The 23376-nt window shown below is 61.0% G+C and carries 18 protein-coding genes; 10 read left to right on the forward strand and 8 right to left on the reverse strand.

What is annotated here, in order from left to right:
• The first annotated feature begins 48 nt into the window (after window positions 1-48).
• Window positions 49-939: an EamA family transporter gene (locus ACUN0E_RS34720; protein ID WP_445569445.1), complete on the forward strand. Its 891-nt coding sequence runs from the start codon at window positions 49-51 to the stop codon at window positions 937-939.
• A 29-nt stretch (window positions 940-968) separates the two neighbouring features.
• Here ACUN0E_RS34720 and rfbC read toward each other — a convergent pair whose 3' ends face one another.
• A complete protein-coding gene (rfbC, locus tag ACUN0E_RS34725; protein WP_408509775.1) occupies window positions 969-1520 on the reverse strand; it encodes a dTDP-4-dehydrorhamnose 3,5-epimerase in 552 nt (183 codons plus the stop codon).
• Window positions 1521-1635: 115 nt separating this feature from the next.
• Complete coding sequence (locus ACUN0E_RS34730; RefSeq protein WP_445569446.1) at window positions 1636-2631, reverse strand: GlxA family transcriptional regulator; 996 nt, start codon at window positions 2629-2631, stop codon at window positions 1636-1638.
• Window positions 2632-3398: 767 nt separating this feature from the next.
• On the opposite strand from ACUN0E_RS34730, the gene ACUN0E_RS34735 reads away from it, so the two are divergent.
• The 6 genes from ACUN0E_RS34735 to ACUN0E_RS34760 all read left to right on the forward strand — a co-directional run bounded on the left by ACUN0E_RS34735 (window position 3399) and on the right by ACUN0E_RS34760 (window position 11950).
• Window positions 3399-3773 (forward strand): hypothetical protein, encoded by a 375-nt coding sequence (locus ACUN0E_RS34735; RefSeq protein WP_445569447.1) that lies wholly within the window; start codon window positions 3399-3401, stop codon window positions 3771-3773.
• 337 nt (window positions 3774-4110) lie between these two features.
• Complete coding sequence (locus ACUN0E_RS34740) at window positions 4111-5034, forward strand: LysR family transcriptional regulator (RefSeq protein ID WP_445569448.1); 924 nt, start codon at window positions 4111-4113, stop codon at window positions 5032-5034.
• A gap of 16 nt (window positions 5035-5050) precedes the next feature.
• A complete protein-coding gene (locus tag ACUN0E_RS34745; RefSeq protein WP_408232613.1) occupies window positions 5051-5725 on the forward strand; it encodes a response regulator transcription factor in 675 nt (224 codons plus the stop codon).
• A gap of 250 nt (window positions 5726-5975) precedes the next feature.
• Window positions 5976-9269 carry an efflux RND transporter permease subunit gene (locus tag ACUN0E_RS34750; RefSeq protein ID WP_408509774.1) on the forward strand — a complete coding sequence of 1098 codons (3294 nt, stop codon included), beginning with the start codon at window positions 5976-5978 and terminating at the stop codon, window positions 9267-9269.
• Complete coding sequence (locus tag ACUN0E_RS34755) at window positions 9259-10473, forward strand: efflux RND transporter periplasmic adaptor subunit (RefSeq protein WP_408392164.1); 1215 nt, start codon at window positions 9259-9261, stop codon at window positions 10471-10473. Before ACUN0E_RS34750 ends, ACUN0E_RS34755 begins: the two co-directional genes overlap by 11 nt.
• Entirely contained in the window at window positions 10466-11950 is a 1485-nt protein-coding gene (locus tag ACUN0E_RS34760; RefSeq protein WP_408339265.1) for an efflux transporter outer membrane subunit, read from the forward strand. Before ACUN0E_RS34755 ends, ACUN0E_RS34760 begins: the two co-directional genes overlap by 8 nt.
• Before the next feature lie 173 nt (window positions 11951-12123).
• On the opposite strand, the gene ACUN0E_RS34765 is transcribed toward ACUN0E_RS34760, so the two are convergent.
• On the reverse strand, window positions 12124-13302 hold the full coding sequence (locus ACUN0E_RS34765) for a porin (protein WP_445569449.1): 1179 nt from the start codon (window positions 13300-13302) through the stop codon (window positions 12124-12126).
• 326 nt (window positions 13303-13628) lie between these two features.
• Between ACUN0E_RS34765 and ACUN0E_RS34770 the strand changes: the two genes are divergently transcribed.
• Both ACUN0E_RS34770 and ACUN0E_RS34775 read left to right on the forward strand, forming a co-directional pair.
• Window positions 13629-13904, forward strand: a complete 276-nt coding sequence (locus ACUN0E_RS34770; protein ID WP_445569450.1) for a DUF4148 domain-containing protein — start codon at window positions 13629-13631, stop codon at window positions 13902-13904.
• A gap of 1 nt (window position 13905) precedes the next feature.
• Window positions 13906-14169 (forward strand): DUF4148 domain-containing protein, encoded by a 264-nt coding sequence (locus ACUN0E_RS34775; RefSeq protein ID WP_445569451.1) that lies wholly within the window; start codon window positions 13906-13908, stop codon window positions 14167-14169.
• Window positions 14170-14419: 250 nt separating this feature from the next.
• Here the strand turns inward: ACUN0E_RS34775 and ACUN0E_RS34780 are convergent, their stop codons facing one another.
• From ACUN0E_RS34780 to ACUN0E_RS34795, 4 genes are all read right to left on the reverse strand, one after another.
• On the reverse strand, window positions 14420-15523 hold the full coding sequence (locus ACUN0E_RS34780) for a porin (RefSeq protein ID WP_445569452.1): 1104 nt from the start codon (window positions 15521-15523) through the stop codon (window positions 14420-14422).
• Between the two features lie 1050 nt (window positions 15524-16573).
• Window positions 16574-17284, reverse strand: coding sequence for a winged helix-turn-helix transcriptional regulator (locus tag ACUN0E_RS34785; protein WP_408232637.1), 711 nt, complete (start codon window positions 17282-17284; stop codon window positions 16574-16576).
• Window positions 17285-17319: 35 nt separating this feature from the next.
• Window positions 17320-18717: a HAMP domain-containing sensor histidine kinase gene (locus ACUN0E_RS34790; RefSeq protein ID WP_408232640.1), complete on the reverse strand. Its 1398-nt coding sequence runs from the start codon at window positions 18715-18717 to the stop codon at window positions 17320-17322.
• A gap of 13 nt (window positions 18718-18730) precedes the next feature.
• The gene (locus tag ACUN0E_RS34795; RefSeq protein WP_074286056.1) at window positions 18731-19408 is read right to left on the reverse strand and encodes a response regulator transcription factor; all 678 of its coding nucleotides are present in this window, start codon (window positions 19406-19408) and stop codon (window positions 18731-18733) included.
• A gap of 360 nt (window positions 19409-19768) precedes the next feature.
• On the opposite strand from ACUN0E_RS34795, the gene ACUN0E_RS34800 reads away from it, so the two are divergent.
• The gene (locus tag ACUN0E_RS34800) at window positions 19769-20116 is read left to right on the forward strand and encodes a DUF4148 domain-containing protein (protein WP_445569453.1); all 348 of its coding nucleotides are present in this window, start codon (window positions 19769-19771) and stop codon (window positions 20114-20116) included.
• Window positions 20117-20173: 57 nt separating this feature from the next.
• Here ACUN0E_RS34800 and ACUN0E_RS34805 read toward each other — a convergent pair whose 3' ends face one another.
• Window positions 20174-23374: a multidrug efflux RND transporter permease subunit gene (locus ACUN0E_RS34805; RefSeq protein ID WP_445569454.1), complete on the reverse strand. Its 3201-nt coding sequence runs from the start codon at window positions 23372-23374 to the stop codon at window positions 20174-20176.
• Between the last annotated feature and the right edge of the window lie 2 nt (window positions 23375-23376).

Below are 23376 nucleotides of genomic sequence, written 5' to 3' on the forward strand. Positions count from 1 at the left end.
CGATAAGATAGCGTCCAACGAATCCGAAAGAGCGGCAACGAGGCCACCATGCAGGACACCACGATCAAACCAGCGCTGAATTGCGCGCCAATCCCGGTAAAGCCCGCCAGCGCGGCGGCGGGGGCGGCGCTTCTGTGCGTGCTGTCGATGTCGAGCGTGCAGTTCGGCGCTGCCCTCTCCGCGCCGACCATGACAGCGTACGGTTCGCTCAGCACCACCTGGTTGCGTCTCTGCTGGGCCGCCGTGGTGCTTGCGTTGCTGGTGCGCCCGCGGCTCTTCACCTACTCGCGCTCGCATTGGCTCGCGGCCGGTGCGTTGGGGGCGGCAATGGCCGGTATGACGCTGTGCTTTTTCGCGGCGGTTCAGCGGATTCCATTGGGGCTGGCCGTCGCAATCGATTTTCTCGGGCCACTCGCCGTAGCGACTTTCGCGGTACGGCGCGCGCGAGCACTCCTGTGGCCCGCGTTGGCGATTGCCGGCGTGCTACTGCTTTCGCGTGATCGCGCGGGCTGGATCGGCGAACCACTTGGCGTGCTGCTCGCGTTCGGCGCCGCGCTCGGCTGGGGCAGCTATATCGTGCTGATGAAGAAAATCGGCACCGTGTTCGCCGGACTCGAAGGATTGTCGGTGTCACTGATTGCAGCCGCGCTGGTTGCCACGCCATTCGGCTTCGCGCAAAGCGGCATACACATCGCCGCAGGCCAGATCGCGGCAACCGCGGGCCTCGCATTACTGGTTCCGTTGTTACCGTACGCGCTGGAGATGGTGGCACTGCGGCACATGCCGGCTGCGTCGTTTGGAATCCTGATGAGTGTCGAACCCGCGATCGGCGCGTTAGCCGGCTTCGTGGTGCTGCATCAACCGATGGGAGTCTTGCAGATAGCAGGCACCCTGCTGGTGGTCGCCGCGAGCGTGGGCGCCGTGGCGGCAACGCGCTGAACGGTGCTGAATCACTGCGTGTGCCGCGCTCAGGCGAAGTTTTCCGCTTCGTAAAGACGCCGGCCCGCTGCGTCCTTGGCGCCGAGTATCGGCTCGATTTCGATCGGCCACGCGATGCCGATATCAGGATCGCACCACAAGATGCAGCGCTCGAGTTCGGGGAACCAGTATTCGGTGGTCTTCCAAAGGCACTCGGCGACATCGGAGAGCACGACGAAACCATGCGCGAAGCCCGGCGGCACCCATACCTGCCGATGATTGGCCGCGCTCAGATAGACGCCGCTCCACTTGCCGAAGTTCGGCGAATTGAGCCGCACGTCTACGGCGACGTCGAACACCTCCCCTACCACCACGCGCACGAGCCGACCCTGCGGTCGCTGCACCTGATAGTGCAGCCCGCGCAACACGCCACGCACCGCCCGCAAATGACGGTCTTGCACGAAATTGAAACCATGCGAGACGTCGTCGGTAAACTCATCCGCACTGAAGCTCTCGAAGCAGAAGCCGAATTCGTCGCAAAACACCTCGGGCTCGATGAGTTTGACCTCCGGCAATACCGTCGCCATTACCTTGTTGCCCATGGCCACTGTGCTCGTAAGAAGCCTGTCCGGAGAAACCACGTTCGCCACTGCACGCACCGCTGCGCATGCATCCATCCACGATGAGGTACGCCGTCTGCACGGCGCCCGCCCAAGCTTACATTTCGGTCGCCACCCGGCTGCGTGCGCGGTATTCGGTCGGCGACAGCGCCATACGCTTACGGAATATCTTCGCGAGGCGATCGCCGTTGCCGGTACCGCTGCGGCGCGCGATCTTGTCCACCGGTAATTCGGTTTCAGTCAGGAAGTTGCAGGCGATGCGCAGCCTTACCTGCAGCAGATAGTCAGAAGGCGTGACGTGCATTTCATGCTTGAAGCGTCGCAAGAAATTTCGCTCGCTCATCGCCGCCACCTGGGCGGCGTCGGCAACCGATACAGAACGATCGCAATTCGCCTCCATCCAGCGCGCGGCTGCACGGATTTTCTCGGCGACACTGAGTGTGCCGCCTTCAGCCGGCAGCGGCACCCAGGTGGCGGCCATGCCCGGCATGACCCGATCGGCAACGCTGCGCGCGAGCTCCGCGCCGAGATCGCGCTTGATGAACATCAGCGCACTGCGCGCACAGTCGTTACGATCATTGGCGGCGCTGCGCGCGGCATCGGTCGTGGCACTGTTCAGATAACGGTTCACCTGAAGGCCGTCATGCTCCGCGGGGCCCGCCGCCTCCAGCACGAGACGGCCCTCGCCGATCGTCTCGATCGCGCGAGTACGCGTCTGCACCAATCGCAGCCAGCCAAGCAGCCGTTCGTCGAGCGCGGCCTCATGTGCGCCGTAGCCGCCCGCAACGAACAGCACGTCGAAACCGCTGCCGTAACGTGTGTCGATACGATCGGTCCAGATTCGAGCCGACGAAGAACTCGCGACGCTGCCGCCGTCCATCGATAAAAACTGCACTTCATAAGGCGGCTCTTCACCGGCCCGCGAGCCGGAGAGTTCGTTGGCGGTCTGGAACATCTCGACCACCGTGCCAGGCCCGAGCAGCCAGAAGCCGTCGAACAGCAAGACGCCAATTCGCCGCGCTGCACTACGCACGTTTAGCGTCGGCGTATGTAACCAGGTAATCCTCGCAGTATCCAGGTGCATGTGCGGCATGATGTTCCCTCAGAACTGTCGTACGTTGCGGACCCCGCTATCCCTTCGGCCGGCCGATATGGTCGAATTTAATTACGGCGAATGAAAACTGCCGGCAATTTTTCTTAACGGATTATGCGTGATGTTAGCGTAATGCCTTGCTATAGTAAATTTGAAAAACAAATTGGTATTGCGAAAGCCCATGTATGAAGAACACCATTATCGTGCGTTTCATATGACTGTCCGCATATGCCCCCGCCTCGCGGTAGATCGTACCGGTCCGCCGTCCGCCAGAATGCCGAAGAACCTTATATCTGCTCGATTTCAGGCCTGCAACGACGGGGCATGAAACTGGCGCAGCCCAGCGGATTTGCGGTAGCGACCCACCGCGATCGCATCCAGAAGTGTTTCAAACCTGAACTCTAAACATCGCAAATAATGAACATCCAATCAGACCTTTATTCGCAAATCATGAATTTATCGGCGGTGTGAATGTGGCAAACCGCACATTCAATGAAACATTCCGGATTAAGCATTTTGGCACCTGATTCCCAATCGACTAAAAACGTTTCTATATTGAAACATCTGGCCTCTTTTACATATGAATAAATGCGCCAGTCATCTGTCCCCAACAGCGCGAAAACATCGGACGAATCTGCGATATGGCGGAAATCGTGCCAGGCGGCTTCCTTAAACAAAGTTTCATCCCTGGATCGTGCTCTTTAAGACTTGCTTAAGAGAGGTCGCGCCATAATTTGCGCACCGTGAGAGCTGGAAGGAGCAGAGATATGTCGCGCCCCATGAGCATCGAAAGAGTCAACGAATATGGACAGAACGCCGTTCGCATCGCCATCGAGGACAGTGCGGTACGGCTCGAAGTAGCCGATCTGGACGCCGTGATCGAACACCTCAGCGCGCTGCGCGCCATGATGCGCCCGGAAGTGCCTAAAGAACCGTTGCGCACCCATCAGTACGTGATTGAAATCGATCCGTGCTGGCACACCGAGAAGCATCCACTGCATGACGGCGCCGTACTGTTCCTGCGGCATTCCGGCCTGGGCTGGGCCGGCTTCGCACTCCCCACCGAAAGCCTCGCCAGGTTGCATCACGCACTGACACAGCAACTGGAAGCATCGCTCGAAGTCCACGGCATGCTCAACTGAATCGACTGGATGACGAGCTCACGCAGCTTGTTGCGTTTCGCGTAGCACTGTATTTCAGATTGCGCCTGCATCTCGCTGTGCCTCGCATCTATACTTCTCCCGCCGCGTGATAGCGGTTACTTTCATTCAAGTCTCTTTCCGAAGCGCGGCGCAGTCCGCGCTCTTTTTTTGCGCATCGTTTAGGTTTGCTGATGGTCCACGAGCGAATCGAGATACAGGGTCGCCCATCCAGTTCATGAACATTGCACAAAATTAAAAAAGACTTAATCCACCTAGCTGTGCCGTTTTACCTGCGATCGCCGATGATGCATCCATCGTCCTTCTCTACTGTCCCAACATGAACCAGCTACAAGCGATGCGTGTCTTCACACGAGTGGTGGATCTCGCCAGCTTCAATCTTGCGGCGAGACAGTTAGGGATGTCGGCAGCGGCGGTCACGCGCAGCGTCGGCACACTGGAAGCACATCTGAATATGCGCTTACTGAACCGCACCACGCGCAGTCTTTCGCTGACCGATGTAGGCCGCGAGTATCTCGACGGTTGCCGCACGATCATCGAGAAACTCGACGAGATGGAATCGAACCTGCTTGAGACAACGCGCGATCCGCAGGGCACGTTACGGATCGCTACGCCGATGACGTTCGCTACCTCCGGGTTGGGCGCATTGCTGGCCTCGTATCGCACGCTGCATCCACGTGTGGATTTCGACGTAACAACATTCGACACGCATATCGATCTCGTGGAAGGCGGTTTCGACGTGTGTTTCTCCGACGACAGGCGACTCGCCAATTCCACGCTGGTGAGCCGCACGCTGACCAGTGTCGATGAATTGACCGTCGCTTCCCCGACCTATCTGGCGCGTCACGGCACCCCTCGCGATCCGGCCGCGTTGAACCGCCATGGCCTGCTGACGGTCTCCGACGGTTCGTCGCGCACCTGGGAATTCGCGGACGACGACGGTGTCTACCGCGTCAACACCGGCAGCGCGCTCACCGCAACGAGCAGCGCGATGGTGCGCGTGGCCGCGCTCAATCATATGGGTATCGCCCTGCTGCCGATGCCGATCATTGCCGACGATCTCGCGCAAGGCGCACTCGTGCCTGTCCTCGAACAGTTCGAAATCAACGGCGGCCCTCGCCAGGTGTCGATTCTCTACTCCGGCCGCAACTACCTGTCGATGCGCGTGCGCAGTTTCATCGACTTCGCGGTCAGCCAGTATCGCGCGCCGGACCGCCCGGTCGCGCTGCGGGCGGTGGCCTGATCGGGGCGCGCGCATCATGCCCAAAATACTGACGATTGAAGATGACGAGTTGATCGCGCACGACATCGTTCGCACACTCAGCGCAAGCGGTTTCTCTGTCGACGTGGCCCGCACCGGCCGCGAAGGCATGGCGAAGGTGATGGCGGGCGACTACGACGTCGTCACACTCGACCGCATGCTGCCCGATCTTGACGGCCTGACCATCGTGGCGACAATGCGTGGTGTTGGCATGGAAACGCCGGTGCTCGTGATGAGCGCGATGTCCGATGTCGATCAGCGCATTCAGGGCTTGCGCGCCGGCGGCGACGACTATCTGACCAAGCCGTTCTCGTCCGAGGAAATGTTCGCACGCGTCGAGGTGTTGTTGCGCCGCCGGCCACGTCACGCCAAAGCTGAGACGATGTTGCGCAGCGGCGCGCTGGAGATCGATCTGGTGCGCCGCAGAGTCACCCACCGGCAGCGCGAACTCGATCTGCAACCCACCGAATTCCGCGTGCTCGAATTCATGATGCGGCACACCGGCCAGGTGCTCACGCGAACGATGATTTTCGAAGCCGTGTGGGGCTGCCGTTTCGATCCAGGTACCAACCTGATCGACGTACACGTAGGCCGTTTGCGCAAGAAGGTCGAGACGCCCGGCGAGCGTCCATTGATTCGCACCATTCGAGGCTCAGGCTATCTGTTCGGCTGACGCCGTTCAACTCGCAGGTTTTCCGACGAAGCTTTAGCGCTGCATGTAGCGCTAAAGCCGTTGCAACGCGACTATCGGCGCAATCGCACGCACCCCCGCGGCTTCCTAAAACTAGTTTCATTTGTTTAGTCCGCGACTGTTAGGACCCGCTCTCCAGAATGCCGTTACCGGGCAACGCCATTGGTGCGAGCCCCAAAACCGCCACACGCCCGCGCAGATTCAATCGCGCCTCTGAACGGAGCAGCCTTCGATGTTAAAAATAGTCCGGTTAGCTTTGACCCGGCCCTACACGTTCATCGTGCTTGCGATGCTGATCCTGTTGATCGGCCCGCTTGCCGCGTTGCGCACGCCAACGGATATCTTTCCCGACATCCGCATCCCCGTGATCAGCGTGGTCTGGAATTACGCCGGCCTGCAACCGGACGATATGTCCGGACGCATCGTCACCTATTACGAGCGCACGCTCGGCACGACCGTCAACGACGTCGCGCATATCGAGTCGCAATCGTTTCGCGGCTACGGCATCGTGAAGATCTTTTTTCAGCCGACCGTCGACATCCGCACCGCGACCGCCCAGGTGACCTCGGTGTCGCAGACGGTGCTCAAGCAGATGCCGCCCGGCACCACGCCGCCGCAGATTCTTAACTACAACGCGTCCACGGTGCCGGTGCTGCAACTGGCATTGACCAGCAATACGCTCGACGAACAGAAACTCGCCGACTACGCGACCAACTTCATTCGCCCGCAGTTGCTGAGCGTGCCTGGCGTGGCGATTCCGACGCCGTATGGCGGCAAGACCCGTGAAGTGCAGATCGATCTCGATCCGCAAGCCTTGCAGGCAAAAAAACTCTCGGCCAACGATGTCGCCACCGCCCTCGCGCAGCAGAATCAGATCATTCCAGCGGGCACCGAAAAGATCGGCCGTTTCGAATACAACATCAAGCTGAACAACAGCCCGCTCGCACTCGACGAACTGAACGCGCTGCCGATCAAGACGGTGGATGGCGCCACGATCTATATCCGCGATGTGGCCCACGTACGCGACGGCTATCCGCCGCAAGGCAACGTGGTCCGCGTGGACGGTCATCGTGCCGTGCTGATGAGTATTCTGAAGAACGGCTCCGCCTCGACGCTCGATATCATCTCCGGTGTCAAGGCGCAATTGCCGCGAATTGAAGCGACGCTGCCGCCCGGATTAAAGCTCGTGACAATGGGCGATCAGTCGACCTTTGTGAAAGGCGCCGTCAGCGGCGTGGCGCGGGAAGGCGTGATCGCCGCCGCGCTCACCTCGCTGATGATTCTGCTGTTCCTCGGTAGCTGGCGCTCGACGCTGATCATCGCGGCATCGATTCCACTTGCAGTGCTGGCGGCGATTGCGGGTCTCGCCGCCATGGGCGAAACGCTCAACGTGATGACGCTCGGCGGCCTTGCACTCGCGGTCGGGATTCTGGTCGACGACGCCACCGTCACGATCGAAAATATCAACTGGCATCTGGAACAAGGCAAGGACGTACGCAGTGCGATTCTGGACGGCGCGGCGCAGATCGTCGCGCCCGCGTTTGTGTCGTTGCTGTGCATCTGCATCGTCTTCGTGCCGATGTTGCTGCTCAACGGCATTGCGCGCTTCCTGTTCGTGCCGATGGCCGAAGCGGTGATCTTCGCGATGATCGCGTCGTTCATTCTGTCTCGCACGTTCGTGCCGATGATGGCGCAATACCTATTGCGCCCGCATGCATCGGGCGGTCACGCCTCCGGCGAACTGGCTGCGGTGATGGACCCGCATGGCGGCCATTCGCACGCGGCACCGTCGCGCAATCCGCTGGTGCGCTTTCAGCGCGGCTTCGAGCATCGTTTCGAGCGCGTGCGCAGCGTGTACCGGATCGTGCTCGGCCTCGCCCTCACGCATCGCAAGCGTTTCGTGACAGGGTTTCTGATCGTAGTCGGCGCGTCCTTTCTGCTCGCCCCGTGGCTCGGGCGCAATTTCTTCCCGAATATCGACTCCGGAGAAATCGCGATCCACGTGCGAGCCCCTATCGGCACACGGGTCGAAGATACCGCCGAGCAATTCGATCTGATCGAAAACGCAGTGCGCCGGGCGATTCCGCCGGACCAGTTGCGCGGTATCATCGACAACATCGGCCTGCCCAATAGCGGTATCAACCTGACCTATAACAACAGCGGCACGATCGGACCGCAAGACGGCGACATCCTGATCTCGCTGAACGAGGACCACCAACCCACCGCCGGCTTTGTCCGCACACTGCGTGAAACGCTGCCGCGCCAGTTTCCCGGAACAACGTTCGCTTTCCTGCCGGCCGATATCGTCAGCCAGATTCTGAATTTCGGCGCACCCGCGCCAATCGACTTGCAGGTGGCTGGACCGAACCAGGCGGCCAATCATCGCTACGCCAATGAAGTGATGAGGCGCATGCGCATGATCCCCGGCATTGCCGACACGCGCATCCAGCAGGCGTCGACGTACCCGCAATTCACCGTATCGGTAGACCGCTCGCGTGCCGATCAACTCGGCATCACCGAACAGGATGTGACCAATTCCGTGGTGGCGAGCCTCTCGGGAACGAGTCAGGTGTCGCCGACGTACTGGTTGAATCCGAACAACGGCGTGTCATATCCGATCGTCGCGCAGACCCCGCAATACCGCATGACGTCCCTGTCCAATCTGAGCAACTTGCCGGTGACCAGCAAGAGCGGTCAGGCGCAGATTCTCGGCGGTATCGCGACGATCTCGCGCGGCGTCGGCAATGCGGTGGTTTCGCACTACAACATCGAACCGCTCTACGACGTGTTCGCGACCACCCAGGGTCAGGATCTCGGCGCTGTCTCCGCGAAGATTCAGAACATCATCCATGCGACGGCGAAAGATGTGCCGAAGGGTTCGATCGTCACACTGCGTGGTCAGGTGCAGACGATGAATAGCGCGTTCCTCGGTTTGTCGCTGGGTCTGGTCGGCGCAATTCTGTTGATCTATCTGCTGATCGTCGTGAACTTCCATTCGTGGAGCGACGCGTTCGTGATCGTTACTGCCTTGCCCGCAGCGTTGGCCGGCATTGTGTGGATGCTGTTCACCACCCATACGCCGCTCTCGGTGCCCGCACTGACTGGCGCGATTCTCTGCATGGGCGTCGCAACCGCCAACAGCATTCTGGTGGTGAGCTTCGCCCGCGAACGGCTGGCCGTGACCGGCAATGCGCTGGTCGCGGCGATGGAGGCCGGCTTCACGCGCTTTCGCCCGGTGTTGATGACGGCGCTCGCGATGATCATCGGCATGGCGCCGATGGCGCTCGGCCTCGGCGACGGTGGCGAGCAGAATGCGCCGCTCGGCCGCGCCGTGATTGGCGGTCTGATCTGCGCGACTTTCGCCACGCTGCTGTTCGTACCGGTCGTGTTCAGCCTCGTGCATCGACGCGATGCGGCGAGTCATGGCCCCTCACACGGTCCGTCAAACGGCCCATCGCATAGCTCGTCGAACGCCCCCTCGCACGATCACTCATCATCCGAACCCGGAGTCCATCATGTCCACTGAGATCGAAATCAATTCGCCGAAGCGGCTGCGTCATCTGAAGCTGGTCGGTATCGTCGCGCTACTGGCGGCAGCGGGCATCGTGACTAGCGGCATTGCCAGCCGCGTGCATGCGAAGCAGGAACTCACCACCTGGTCGGCCCAGCAAGCCGTGCCGACGGTGGTGGCGTACACACCCAAACACGACCTCGACGCGCAGGCGCTGGTGTTGCCCGGACGACTGTCCGCTTTCGTCAACGCGCCGATCTACGCACGCGTGTCGGGTTATCTACATGCGTGGTACGCGGATATCGGCACCCACGTCAAAGCCGGCCAGTTGCTCGGCGTGATCGACACGCCCGATCTCGATCAGCAATTGCTGCAGGCTCGTGCCGATTTGCAGAATTCAGTGGCGAACGAAAAACTCGCCGCATCCACGGCGAACCGCTGGACGAAGATGCTGCAGCAGGACTCCGTCTCACAGCAGGATGCCGACGAAAAGACCAGCGATCTCGTTGCCAAGCAGGCAACGGTAGCAGCAGCCGAAGCCAACGTTCGGCGTCTCGAAGCGCTCGAGTCGTTCAAGCGCATCACCGCTCCGTTCGACGGCATCGTCACCGCGCGCACCACCGACATCGGCGCACTCATCAACGCGGGCGGCGGCAACGGGCCTGAACTGTTCTCGGTGTCCGACGCACGTCAGCTGCGCGTCTATGTGAGCGTGCCGCAGGACGAAGCGGCCGCCATCAAACCCGGCATGACCGCTACCCTCACCGTGCCCGAACGCCCGGGTGTGAAGTTCAACGCGAAACTCGTCGACACCGACGATGCGATTACGCCCTCCTCGGGCACGCTGCTGGTGCAGCTCGCGGTGGACAACCAGAACGGCTTGCTGATCCCCGGTGAGTACACCGAGGTGCATTTCGCGCTGCCGACCGACTCGCACGCCTTGTCGATCCCGGCCAGCTCGCTCATTTTCCGGCAGCACGGTTTGCAGGTCGCAGTGGTCGGCAACGACAACCATGCGGTGCTCAAATCCGTTTCGATCGGCACCGATCTCGGCACGCACGTCGAGATCGCGTCGGGGTTGAATCCAACGGATCGTGTGATCGACAACCCGCCCGACTCGCTCACTTCGGGCGATGAAGTGCGGCTTGAAGGCAACCCGGCCGGTACGACGGACACGTCGCTAGCCGAACGCCGGCCGGCGGAGAGCACTCATGGATAAACGCCGCATCTGCATCGCGTTGGCGGCCGCGGCGCTGCTGAGCGGCTGCTCGTTCGCGCCGACCTACCAGGCGCCGGCCACCAGCATCCCGACGACATTCAAGGAAGGCGGCGCCTGGCAGCTCGCCAGACCGGCCGACCGCGTACCGCGCGACGCGTGGTGGAGCGTCTATCGCGATCCGGTGCTCGATCACCTTGAAGTTCAGGTGGCGGCCGCCAATCCGGACGTGGCCGCGGCGATGGCGCGCCACGACGAAGCCACCGCCTATCTGTCGCAAGCCCGCTCGGGGTTGTTTCCGACCATCGGTGCTGAAGCGTCGGTCGAACGCCAAAGGCAATCGGACAATCGCCCACTGCGTGGCGCGGGTCAGCCCGCGGTGTACGGCACCAATGACGTCGACGTCGGCATCGGTTATGACCTCGACCTGTGGGGCAAGATCCGCAACGAGGTTTCGGCGGGCCGCTCGGCGATGCAGGCAAGCGAGGCCGATCTCGAGTCGGTACGTTTGAGTTTGCAGGCGAATCTGGCAGGTGCGTACTTCAATCTGCGCGGACTCGACGAACAGCAGCAATTGCTCAATGACACAATCGACACCTACCAGCATGCGCTCAAGCTCACGCTAAGCCGCCACGCGGGTGGCATTGCATCCGACCTCGACGTCTCGCGCGCGCAGACGCAACTCGACACCGCGCGCGCTTCCGCCGACGATATCGCCGCACGCCGCGCGCTGTATGAGCACGCGATCGCCAGCCTGACCGGTGCGCCGGCGTCGACGTTCACCCTTGCGCCGGTGATCGAAACGGCTTATCTGCCGTCCATTCCAACCGGCGTGCCTGCGGCGCTGCTGCAACGGCGCCCCGACATCGCGGCAGCCGAGCGGCGTGTCGCCGAGGCCAATGCACAAATCGGCGTGGCCAGGGCAGCATTCTTCCCGGACATTTCGCTTGGTCTTGACGGCGGCTATCAAAGCGACACGCTTTCGCCATGGCTGATGGCGCCGAACGAAATCTGGTCGGTCGGGCCGAGCCTGGTGCTCACGCTATTCGACGGAGGCCGCCGTGAAGCGATCACACAACAGGCCCGCGCGAAGCTCGCCGAAAACGGCGCCAGGTACAAGGCCGCCGTGCTGCTCGCCTTCCAGCAGGTCGAAGACAACCTCGCGCAATTGCATCATCTCGGCGACGAAGCCACCCAGCAGAACGAGGCGCTCGTCGCCGCGCAACGCACGTTGACGCTTTCGATGTCGCGCTATCGTGACGGCGTGGTCAGCTACCTGGACGTGGTGACCGCGCAGACCACCGAACTCACCACGCAGACCGATGCATTGAACCTCAATACGCGACGCCTGCTGGCCTCAGTGGGACTGATCGAGGCCTTGGGTGGCGGCTGGTCAGCGGACGGCGCTACGGGCACGCCTGCCGTTCAGGCGGCAAGCGCGCAAGTGGAGCATCCGAGGGTGCTCGCTTCCGCTGATTGAATCCTCGGGTTGAATTTGCCGGTTGAAACTGCTCATTGAAATTATCCGGCGAATTCTGCCGGTTAAATCTGCCAACTGGGTCCGCCAATGCCATAAAAAACGTCGCCGGTTCATCACCGGTGACGTTTGCGCTTCAGGCAAGCTTACGGCACCTTGCGGTTCGCTGGTGACGCTCAGAACCGATGCCGCATTCCCACGGCCACAACCGCCTGCCGATCGCTCGACGAAGCCGCCAGCGAATAGATCGACGCATTGCCAAGCACCGCAATACCGTCTGCACCCGACACGTGTTGATACACGCCTTCCAGATACAGGTCGGTTCGGCGTGACAATGCGTAGTCCGCCTGAAGCATGAACTGATTCCACTTCGGCGCAACGCTCTTGCCGGCGTCGCTGAAATGTCCGTCGGTGAACGTGTACGAACCGCCCAGCGAGAATGCCGGTGTAATCGCGTAGCGCGCGTTCAGCTCGTAGTTATTGAAAGTCAGCATATCGCCGTTGAGCGTGGAATACGCGCCGCCCTGCGTAATCTGATGCGGATCGTTGAGCATCGTCCGGGTAAAGACGAGGCCAACGGTCGCCGCACCGAACGTGTAGCGACCTGCCGCGCCGAGGATACGCTGGCGTGCGCCGGTGAAGGTCGCATCGCCGTCGCTGCTGCTCACCGCGCCGCCGGTATTGTTGGGTTGATTGACGCCGCCCGGCTGGTTCACCTGCAGATAAGCCACCGCCAGATTGAACGGGCCGCCCGCCCATTGCGCGCCGAGACTATAGGCGTTGTTGTTGCTGAAGCCGCCTGCCGCATTGCTGAAGGCGTAGGCGCCGCCGACCGTGAAGCCGTCATAAGTCGCGCTGCGGAATTTCAGCGCGTTGTTCATGCGCAGGTCGTTGTTGAGGTTGTCGTTATCGAACGGATGGTCGGCAATATTGCCGCCGAATCCCGAGCCGGTTGCCGAAAGCGGCGCGACGAAATCGACGAGGAAATCGTATTGCCGGCCCAGCGTCACGGTACCCCACTGTTTGCTGGCGACGCCAACCCATGCCTGTCGGCCGAACTCATCGCCGCCATTGGAGAACTTGCCGCTATCGATATTGAAACCGTTCTCAAGATCGAAGACCGCGCTCAGTCCGCTGCCCAGGTCTTCGTTACCACGCAGGCCCCAGCGGTCGGTACTGACATTGCCGCTTTCCATCATCCAGTTGCTTTTTCCGCCTGAGGTCGATTTCTGATTGCTGACGTAGTCGATGCCGGTATCGAGCGTCCCGTAGAGCGTAACGCTGCTTTGTGCGTGCGCCGCCGCGCCGAAGGTGCCAGCCAGCGCGACGAGTGTGGTTGCCAATGCTTTATTCATGTCTGATTCCGGGTAAGAGAAGGCGCCGATCCGCGCATTGACGGACCGATCCCGCACACCGTGCGGGTAGCCGCAATGTAGGTTTGCGGAGTGACATACCCGTGATCAAAACCGGCTGATTCATGAAACGTTTTTTATGTTCATGAAATGCGCCCGACAACTCCCCTCACTATTGGCCCGGCGACGCTCCAGCGGATAAATATCTTTTCATGCGTACACCACCGATCCGCTAAAGCCAGGTGACTATCCTTCTCATCAACCGATCCACGAATGCATAGCGGTTCGCGAATCGGTCCCATCCAATTTGATTTGTGAGGATTACGAACATGAAATCTCTGACGCTCGCCATCGCTTTCATCGGTGCAACCGCAACGGCTTCCGCTTTCGCTCAATCGACGACGGCTCCGACTCAGCAGAGCGCCGCGCCGGCAATGCAAGTGGCGCAGAACAGCACCTCCGCGGTTAACGCAGCAGGATCGTGGGTGGCGCCTTACGGTCAGTCGACCGGCGGGAAGACGCGTGCGCAGGTCTATCAGGAACTGGTGCACGCGGAGAAAGACGGCCAGCTCGCCTATCTGAACTCGACCCTTTACGCACACTGAGATGCGCGTGAAGAAAAGCAGGCGAGCAAGCACCGCATTGGCGCTGCTTCTCGCCTCCGGCCTTGCAGTGGCGGCCACGTCGGCCGCCGCCGCGCCGCCGGTAGGCGAAACACTGAGCCGGTCGACCGCGCTGGCATCCGCCGGCGGGTGGACTTCGCCAAACGCAGTGAATGGCCGTGGCAAAACACGGGCCCAGGTTTACCGGGAACTGATCAAAGCCGAGAACGATGGCCAGATGAATTATCTGAACCGGCTCTATCGTTAAACGCAACACGCGGCATCTCTTTCCCTGACATCCATGACTCTTCGCACCGCGATCAGACGATCTGCTTCGTTCGCCGTTGTCGCCGTTGCAGCCGGACTGTTGCTATCCGGATGCGCGACGACATCGACATCCACCAGCGCCGACAACTGTGTCGGTCCACCGAGTTTCTGCAATATCTACTTTGGTTCATGAACAAAAAAGAGCGCGCTCCCCCTTCGGGCAGCGCGCTCTTTTACTTGATGCCGATGCTTTAGAACGAGTGTCGAATGCCCACCCGGCCGACGACCTGCTTGCCGTCAGACGAAGGATCGAAGCCGGCGATCTGCGCAACGGCGCCGCCACTGGCCTTCTGTAGTGCCGCGAGCGCATAGATGGCGGTGCGCTTCGACAATTCGTACTCCGCGCTCAGATTGAGCTGCTGGTACTTGGGCTCCTGATTGGTCGCATGATCGCGGCCATCCGTGTAGGTGTAGCCGGCAGCGAGATTCAGCTGACTGGTTGCCGCAAACGTACCGGCAATTTCATAGTTCTGGAATTTGACGTCCTGTCCCGCATCGCCCTGCTGGAAATTGACGTTGGTGAAGTTGCCCATCACCTTGAACTTGCCGATCTGATAAGAAGCGCCGGCAGCAAAGATACCCTGACTACGCGCATTGGCCAGATAGTTGCCATACACCGCATTGGTAAAGCCCGAGCCGTTCTGATAGCTCTGGATCGACTGTTCCGGATCGTTGACCCGCAGATAGCCCGCTCCCATCGAGAACGGTCCGTTCGTGTACGACGCCGCCGCGCTATAGGCGGAGTTATTCGAGAACTGACCCGCCTGCCCACCGAACGAATAGAGGGCTTCGCCCGTAAAGCCACCGATAGTGGGACTCGTGTACTTCACCGCGTTGCTGATAGCGAAGCCGTTATCGAGGTTATCCATGTCATTGGGGTGGGAGAAATACCAGCCACCGTAGGTACCGTTAAGCGAGAACGGTTCGATGAGATCGACGACCGGATCCCACTGCCGCCCGAGGGTGACCGTACCGGCTGTCTGACTCGCGAGCCCGACGTAGGCGTTACGGGAGAAGGCCAGACCGCTGCCGAGACCGCCGTTAGTCGAATTGAAGCCGCTTTCCAGATCGAACACCGCTGAGAGACCGCTGCCGAGATCTTCCTTGCCTCGGAGGCCCCAGCGGCTGCCTGCACTGACGCCGCTGGCCATTTGATAGAGATGGTTACCGTTGACGTTGCTGGCGAAGTCGATACCTGTATCGAGCAGCCCGTAGAGCGTGACGCTGCTTTGCGCGTGCGCGGTGGAAACGGCGCCGACACATAGGAGTGCCCCGACCAAGTGTGTCAGTTTCATCTTCTGATTCATGAATCACCTTTCATTTAATTAAGGATGCCTGATAGCAGTGGAGATTTTGCGGTGCTGTGTGACCACGGAGTGAATATATCGAGGTCAGAAACCGTTGCATCTGCAATACAGACTTTCAGTTTTTTTGTTGGGTTTTCATGAAGGGGCGTTGACCCAAGGTGCATGAGAGGGGGGTTTTTGATCGGGTGTGTGCCTACAGCGATGGGGTTTTCTTGGTTTGTTTGCCTGCGCGGCGCTTTCTTGTCTGGTTGCCTACGGCGTGGGCCTTTTCTTGATGTGTTTGCCTGCCCAGCGCTTGTTTGTCTGTGTTCTTATGGCGTTGGCCTTTCCTTGTTTTCTTATTGGTCTATTAGCGTCGCCCCTGTGCGGGGCGGGCACTTACTTCTCTTTGCCGCCGCAAAGAGAAGTAAGCAAGAGAAAGCGGCTCACACCGCTAATTCTTAAGCGGGTCCGCCGCGCAGCCACGGTAGTGGTGCATCTGGAATCCGTGCCCTCGCACCTTCGGCGCTGGTGGCAAAGGACTCGTCAGCTCCCACTCCGCACTGCGTGCGTCGCGGATGGGTATGCATGGGAAATCAGGGGCTTCGCTTCGCGCAGTGGGGCCGTCGGCTTCGCCTCGGCGGCGACGAAGTTGCTGAAGAAACCAAAGTGGCTTCGTTTGCAGGAAACCACCGGTTTCGCCTCGGCGGAGCGCGAGCACGGAAACGTAGTGGTTGGTTCTATGAAGTGCGCGTCGGCGCGCGCAGCGCCGCCGGAAGTATGACTGCCTTGTCACTGACGCCGAATGTGCGGGAACACAGATTCCAGATGCACCACTAGCGTAACTGCGCGGCGGACCCACTTAAGAATTAGCGGTGTGAGCTGCTTTCTCTTGCCTACTTCTCTTTGCAGCCGGCAAAGAGAAGTAGGTGCCGCCCCGCACAGGCAACGCTAATAGACCACTAACAAAACAAGGAAAGGCCACCGCCATAGGCACACAGACCAAGGAAAAACCAACACCACAAGCAAACAAACAAGCGCCGCACAGGCAAAAAAAGACTAAACCGAAACCTGATACCCAAACCGACTAACAGTCTCAATCCGAACCTCAGGCACATCCCCCAACAGCTTCCGCCTCAACCGCGAAACAACAAGATTGACGCTAGAAGGGTCCACATCCTCCTTCTCCGGCCACGCATACCTGATCAGCTGATCCCTGGCCACAGGCGCATTAACCTGTCTCATCAGGCATTCAAGCAAAAGAAACTCCCGCCGTGTAACGGCAACCCGCCGAGTACCACAAACAAGTTCCCGAGTAGCAGCATCCAAAGCCGGTCCACCCATCGAAGGCAAAACCGAAGCCGCGACAGAAGCGGACGCAGAACCACCCAACGCCCCCCGCCCGCCCCCAACCCGCTGCAAAGCGGCCATCCTCTCGTGCATTTCAATAAACGAATAAGGCTGGCAAAAACACGCATCCGCGCCAGCACGCAGAACCTTGGTGCGATCCTGCGCAGTAGCAGCACCAAGCACGGCAACAATAGCCGCCCCACTGCCAGCAACAGCAAACTCCCCAATAAAACCCTGCAGGGAAGAATAAAACCCAACCTCAAGCACCATCAAAACAATCGCATCGAACGGTTCTTGCGAAGCAAGAAAGACTCCGTCCCGCAGATCATCGGCCCGTTGCAGGCTATGGGCGCTCTCCTGCAGCGCCTTGAACAGCCATGCGGCTTCCGGATGAGAAGGACCCACGAACAGGACACGCATTCACCCCCCTGCCTGGACAAGAAAAGAATACGACCTCATGCAAGCGTCCTCGACCAGCATTCGATGGAAATCCTGGCGCCAGGCTGCGCATTACCGATCTTCATCGTGAAGTCATGCACCCTCATCACCGCTGAAACGATGCTCAAGCCGAGCCCCGATCCAGCCAGGTGCCGCGTACTCTCGCCCCGATAAAACCGTTGCAGGACCGCATCGCGTTCATCCGCGGCAATACCGGGCCCGTTATCGACAATATCCACCTGAGGCCCCGCCGAAGTCTGCCGAAGTTCCATGCGCACTTCCCCGCCCTCAGGCGTGAACTTGATCGCGTTATCCACCAGATTGCTCAACGCTTCAAACAGCAACGCACGGTCGCCATGAATCGCATCGACCGGTTGTACATGCACGGATAGCTGAATCGAGCGACTCTCGGCGAGCGGTTCGTAGAGTTCACCGACTTCCTGCACCAGCGTCTCCAGCTGCATTTCGCCGAACCCGCCGCGGCGCTGCAATGTGCCGATCTCGGAGATCCGCAACATGGCGCGAAAGCGGTCGAGCAATGCATCGGTCTCGATCCGCGCACGCTCCACTAGCTGCGACAGCGCGGCGTCGTCGAGCGTATCGGTGCGCTCCGCCGCATGCGCCAGCAAGGTTCGCACATGCGCGAGCGGGGTGCGCAGATCGTGCGCGATACCGTCGCACGCACCCTTCACTTCGTTCATGAGGCGTTCGACTTCCGCGAGCATATGGTTCACCAGATGCGCGAGCATATCCACTTCGTCGCGTCCGCCGATCGGCAAGCGCTGTGCGAGATCGCCCTGTGCGATACGCTGCGTGACTCGCCGGATCGCTTTCAGCCGGCGCATCTGCCGCACGCTCAGGGCCAGTCCACCCGCCACACCCGCAAGCAGGCATACGATTCCGCCGCCCACCAGCGCGTTGATGATGGTCTCGCGAATCCGCAGAATGTGCGTCAGATCGCGCGCGATGACGAGCGTCGAGCCGTCCTTGCGCCGCTCGGCCATGGCGCGGACTACCGGCGCCTGTTCGTTGCGCCCCATCGAAAGCGCGAGATCGAGCGTCTTGCCGGTGCGATTGGTGGGTAGTTTCGAGGGATACACCAGTACGTCGCCGGCCAGCAGTTGGCCGTCGGCAGCGAACAGGCCATAGTAATTGGTGTGCATGCGCTCGTGTTCGATACGCCGATGAATCGCGTCGGCAAGTCCGGCGTCAGGCACCGAATCGAAGTAGACCAGTTGCCAGTCCATCACCACATCGGTCTCGCGCTCCATATCACCGGTCACTGCCCAGCCGATGTAGCCCAGCAACAGCATCACCGAAAGCGAAAAGATAACCGCGTAGACCGAGAGCAGGCGAAAGGTGGTGGAATGCCAGCGTCGCCCGAGCGCAGATTGAGCCGGGAAGGTTGTGTCCATCAGGATGATCTGCTCATGCGAGGATATAACCCGAGCCCCGCACGGTCTGAATCATCGGCGTGACGCCGGGGGGGTCGATTTTCTTGCGCAACCGGCCCATGTGCACATCGATCAGATTGGTGCCTGGGTCGAAGTGGTAACCCCACACTGCTTCGAACAGCATGGTACGCGTGATGGTTTGCCCTGCGTGCCGCATCATGAATTCGAGCACGCGATATTCAGTGGGCAGTAAAACGATCTCTTCGCCGTCACGCTGAACCTTGCGGGAAATCAGATCGAGTTCGAGCGGGCCGACCCGCAGATGGGTTTCGAGCGGTGTAGCCGGTGTTTGACTGCGGCGCAACAGGACTTCGAGGCGCGCGGTCATTTCTTCGGGGTCGAACGGCTTGGTCAGATAATCGTCGCCGCCAGCACGCAGGCCGCGTACTCTTTCATCCACGTCGCCCAGCGCGCTTAGCATCAGCACCGGTGTTTGAATGCCGATGCTGCGCATGGTGGTGAGGATCGTAAGGCCGTCCACGCCCGGCAGCATGCGGTCGAGCGTGATTACGTCGTAATCTTCGCTGATCGCGCGCGCCATGCCGTCGCGGCCGTTCGCCACCCAGTCCACGGTGAAGCCGCGGCTTTTCAGCTCCCCGACAATTTCATTCGCGGTAATTTCATCATCTTCGATCGTCAGTACTCGCGACATGATCATTGCATGCGCTGCCACCTGCTCTACTGACGCAAGCGGCGGGCGCGACCGGTTATCAGTAGGAAGACATAATGCCATATTCGGCTTGCGCGTTCAGGGGACGGGCGTGCGATTCGACGGGTGTCGCCGCCTTGCCTCAGTGCCTGCCTGCAGGCTACGCGCAGTCGTATAGCGGATGAATATCCGCTTCATGAAGAAAAATTTAAGTTCGCCGCGGGCTCAATGAAAACGAGCGAAGCAACGATAAAACAAATTTCATTTTCCCGACGCCGCTCCGGTAGGCGGCCTCAACTAGCCTACTGCCATCCCGCTGCTTTCCTTGCGGTCCGACTCGAACCCTATCGTGGATGGTATGAAATGAAGCTCGCAACCAGAACCCTCGTCACCACCCTTCTGCTGATCGGCAGCGCTTCGGCGATGGCCTCGCCGGGTCTCACGCCGCAACAATGCAACGACTATCCGTTCAAGCAGCTCAAGAGCGAAGTGACACACAAGCAGTTGATGCAGGAACTCGGTGAACTCGAGGCGGTGGGTTACGATCCCGACGACGCCAACACCTACCCGGACGACCTGTCACAGGCGGAACAGAGCCTGCAAGCCGAATATCGCGTGGACTGCATGCCGGCCGCACATGCGTCTGCGACCACTACGCAAACGCCGGCTGGAGCGGCGTCCACGCAAGCAGCGAATCAGCCGGCCGGCTAACCACCGCGCCCGGCTCTGACGGCGGCGGCGCCCACGCGCGGTGTGAGCGCCGTCACGTCATCGGCCATTCGTCAGCCGGCCGCGCTCTGCCGTCTCCCGGCGCCCGCGTCGTTCGTCACGCTTGCGGCGCAGCTCTGCGAGCCGGCGCCTGCTATACGTTAGCGAGGCAACCGCGTGAAACGCAACCGGCGCGAACACGAGACCGAACAGCGTGGCCGCCAATACTCCGCCGAACACACCGGTGCCGATCGAACGACGACTCTCGGCGCCCGCACCGCTCGACACCACCAAGGGTACGACGCCCAGCAGGAACGCCGCCGAGGTCATCACGATCGGCCGGAAACGCGCGGCCGCGGCGTCGGTCACGGCACGCGTCAAGGGCAGGCCCTGTCGATACAGATCGCGTGCGAACTGCACGATCAGAATTGCGTTTTTCGCCGCGAGGCCGATCACCGTAATCATGCCGACCTTGAAGTACACGTCGTTGGGCATGCCGCGCAGCAGCACCGCGGCGACCGCGCCGATCACGCCGAGCGGCACGACCATCAGCACGGCAAGCGGGATCGTCCAGCTTTCGTACAAGGCCGCCAACGCCATGAACACGGCCAGCAGCGACAACGCGATCAGCAACGGTGTGAGCTGAGCCGCCGCGGTTTCTTCGCGCGCCGCGTCGACCCAGTCATACGAAACACCGGTCGGCAATGAGGCAGCGAGCCGTTCCATCTCCGCCATCGCCGCGCCCGAACTGTAGCCGGGGGCTGCGTGGCCGCTCACGTCGAGCGACGGATAACCGTTGTAGCGGGTCAGCATCACCGGGCCGATGGACCAATGCCGTGACGCGATCGCGGATAGCGGCACCATGCCGCCCGTCGAGTTCGGCACGGCGAGCGCCATCAGATCGTCTTCGGTCATGCGCGTGGCGGCGTCGGCGGAGATCATCACGCGGCGCATCCGGCCGCCGGCTGGAAAATCGTCGATATACGTCGAGCCGAAGGTGCTGCCCAGCACATCCGAGATGCGGTCGAACGACACGCCGAGCGCGTACGCTTTCGCGCGGTCGATGATGAGTTCGACGCGCGGCGCATCCGGCAGATCTTCCGAATGCACCGAAGCCAGTACCGGGCTTGCCTTGGCCTGCGTGAACAGTTGCTCGCGCGCAGCCTTCAGCGCGTCCAGCCCAACGCCGCCGCGATCTTCGAGCCGGAACACGAAACCGTCCGAATGCCCGAGTCCGGGCACGGAAGGCGGCAATTGCGCCTCGACATTACCGTCGAGAATCTTGTCGAACTTCTCGTTGAGCCGGTCGCGCAACGCCATCGCATCGGTGTCGCGCTTGCCCCAGTCTTTCAGTTCGACAAAGCCCATCGCCACGTTCTGACCGCTGCCGGTAAAACTCCAGCCGACCACACTGGTGACGTGCGCAATCGCGGACTCAGTGTGCAGGATCTTTTCCACCCGTTGGACCACCGCGAGCGTACGTGCCTGCGTCGCACCGGCCGGCAATTGCACCATCACCTGCAACTGACCTTCGTCTTCGCTTGGCAAAAAACCGCCGGGCAACTGCCAGTACAGTGCCGCGCACACGCCAACCAGCACGGCATAGATCGCCAGCATCGGTCCGATACGGTGCAACGTACGCGCGGTCAGCCCGCGATAGCCGCGCGCGGCACGATCGAAACCGGCCGTGAAACGGCTCGCCGCACGCGCCGCAAAGCCGGGCAGGCCGCGGCGGGCGTCGCGCTGACTAACCGGGTGCTTGTGCGCTTTCAGCAAATTCGCGCACAGCGCGGGCGTCAACGACAAAGCCATGAACGATGAAATCAGCATCGACGCGATCATCGCCACCGCGAACTGACGGTAGATGCCGCCGACGCCGCCCGGAAAGAACGCCATCGGCACGAACACGGCCGTCAGCACCGCGGTCACGCCGACGATCGCGCCGCCGATCTGCGACATCGCTTTACGGGTGGCCTCACGCGGCGGCAGGCCCTCTTCTTCCATTACGCGATGCACGCTTTCCACCACCACGATCGCATCGTCGACGAGAATGCCGATGGCAAGCACAAGGCCGAACATCGTGAACACGTTGATCGACAGGCCGCACGCGTACATCGCGAGAAACGCGCCCATTAGCGTGACCGGAATCACGACAGTCGGCACCAGCGTATAGCGCAGATCGCGCAGGAACAGCCACATCACGAAGAACACCAGCACCACCGCTTCCGCCAGCGTGACGAGCACTTCACGAATCGCAATCTTTACGAAATGCGCGTTGTCGAACGGAATTTCGACGGCGACGCCCGGCGGCAAACCTTTCGACAACTCGGCGAGCCGCGCGCGGATGGCGTTGGAGGTCTCGAGCGCATTACCGCGCGGTCCGAGTTGAATCCCGACGGTCGCCGCAGCCTTGCCGTTCAGGCGCGAGTAGTACGAGTAATTGTCGCGGCCCAGTTCGACCCGCGCGACATCGCGCAAGCGCACCGCCGAACCGTCGGGCAGCGCCTTCAGCACGATCTGTCCGAATTCGGCGGGTGAAATCAGTTGCCCCTTCACGCTGACCGAGGCCGTCAACTGCTGACCCGGAACGAAAGGCGCGTCGCCCAGCGTGCCGGCCGTCACCGTGGCGTTCTGCGCAGCGATCGCGGCATTCACCTCCGCCGCGCCGAGCCCGTACTCGCGCAGCTTCATTGGATCGAGCCAGATACGCAGCGCTTCGTCGGCGTCCCACAACTCAGCCGCACCCACGCCAGGCGCACGCTTCAGTTCGCGCAGCACGTAGCGGCTCAGATAGTCGCTCAATTGCACGGAATCGCGCGAGCCATCCGTGGATGTCAGCGCGACCAGCATCAGAAACGTGTTGGCCGCCTTGAATACGCTAATGCCCTGCTGCACGACCTGTTGCGGCAAACGCGGCTCGACCTGCTTGAGCCGGTTCTGGATATCCACCAGTGCCAGGTCAGGATTGGTACCTGGCGCAAAGGTCGCGTCGATCTCGAGATTGCCGAGGTTGTCGCTGGTCGTTTCGTAGTACAGCATATTGTCGGCGCCATCGAGACTCTCCTCGATGATGCTGCCGACGTTGGCATCGACCACCTCGGTGGCCGCTCCCGGATAGGTCGCGCTGATCACGATGCGCGGCGGCGCAAGACGCGGATACTGCGCCACCGGCAGTTGCGGAATAGCGAGCGCGCCCGCCACGACAATGGCGAGCGCGACGATCCACGCGAAGACCGGGCGGTCTATAAAGAAGAATGGCACGC

This window comes from Paraburkholderia sp. D1E (assembly GCF_052682275.1).

Excerpts from the sequence above, each read along its gene's own strand:
- ACUN0E_RS34750 (WP_408509774.1), top strand. The coding sequence starts at position 5,976 with ATGTTAAAAATAGTCCGGTTAGCTTTGACCCGGCCCTACACGTTCATC.
- ACUN0E_RS34745 (WP_408232613.1), top strand. The coding sequence starts at position 5,051 with ATGCCCAAAATACTGACGATTGAAGATGACGAGTTGATCGCGCACGAC.
- ACUN0E_RS34785 (WP_408232637.1), bottom strand. The coding sequence starts at position 17,284 with ATGCGTGTCCTGTTCGTGGGTCCTTCTCATCCGGAAGCCGCATGGCTG.
- ACUN0E_RS34740 (WP_445569448.1), top strand. The coding sequence starts at position 4,111 with ATGAACCAGCTACAAGCGATGCGTGTCTTCACACGAGTGGTGGATCTC.
- ACUN0E_RS34765 (WP_445569449.1), bottom strand. The coding sequence starts at position 13,302 with ATGAATAAAGCATTGGCAACCACACTCGTCGCGCTGGCTGGCACCTTC.
- ACUN0E_RS34795 (WP_074286056.1), bottom strand. The coding sequence starts at position 19,408 with ATGTCGCGAGTACTGACGATCGAAGATGATGAAATTACCGCGAATGAA.
- ACUN0E_RS34735 (WP_445569447.1), top strand. The coding sequence starts at position 3,399 with ATGTCGCGCCCCATGAGCATCGAAAGAGTCAACGAATATGGACAGAAC.
- ACUN0E_RS34730 (WP_445569446.1), bottom strand. The coding sequence starts at position 2,631 with ATGCCGCACATGCACCTGGATACTGCGAGGATTACCTGGTTACATACG.
- ACUN0E_RS34775 (WP_445569451.1), top strand. The coding sequence starts at position 13,906 with ATGCGCGTGAAGAAAAGCAGGCGAGCAAGCACCGCATTGGCGCTGCTT.
- rfbC (WP_408509775.1), bottom strand. The coding sequence starts at position 1,520 with ATGGGCAACAAGGTAATGGCGACGGTATTGCCGGAGGTCAAACTCATC.
- ACUN0E_RS34770 (WP_445569450.1), top strand. The coding sequence starts at position 13,629 with ATGAAATCTCTGACGCTCGCCATCGCTTTCATCGGTGCAACCGCAACG.
- ACUN0E_RS34720 (WP_445569445.1), top strand. The coding sequence starts at position 49 with ATGCAGGACACCACGATCAAACCAGCGCTGAATTGCGCGCCAATCCCG.
- ACUN0E_RS34790 (WP_408232640.1), bottom strand. The coding sequence starts at position 18,717 with ATGGACACAACCTTCCCGGCTCAATCTGCGCTCGGGCGACGCTGGCAT.
- ACUN0E_RS34760 (WP_408339265.1), top strand. The coding sequence starts at position 10,466 with ATGGATAAACGCCGCATCTGCATCGCGTTGGCGGCCGCGGCGCTGCTG.
- ACUN0E_RS34755 (WP_408392164.1), top strand. The coding sequence starts at position 9,259 with ATGTCCACTGAGATCGAAATCAATTCGCCGAAGCGGCTGCGTCATCTG.
- ACUN0E_RS34800 (WP_445569453.1), top strand. The coding sequence starts at position 19,769 with ATGAAGCTCGCAACCAGAACCCTCGTCACCACCCTTCTGCTGATCGGC.
- ACUN0E_RS34780 (WP_445569452.1), bottom strand. The coding sequence starts at position 15,523 with ATGAAACTGACACACTTGGTCGGGGCACTCCTATGTGTCGGCGCCGTT.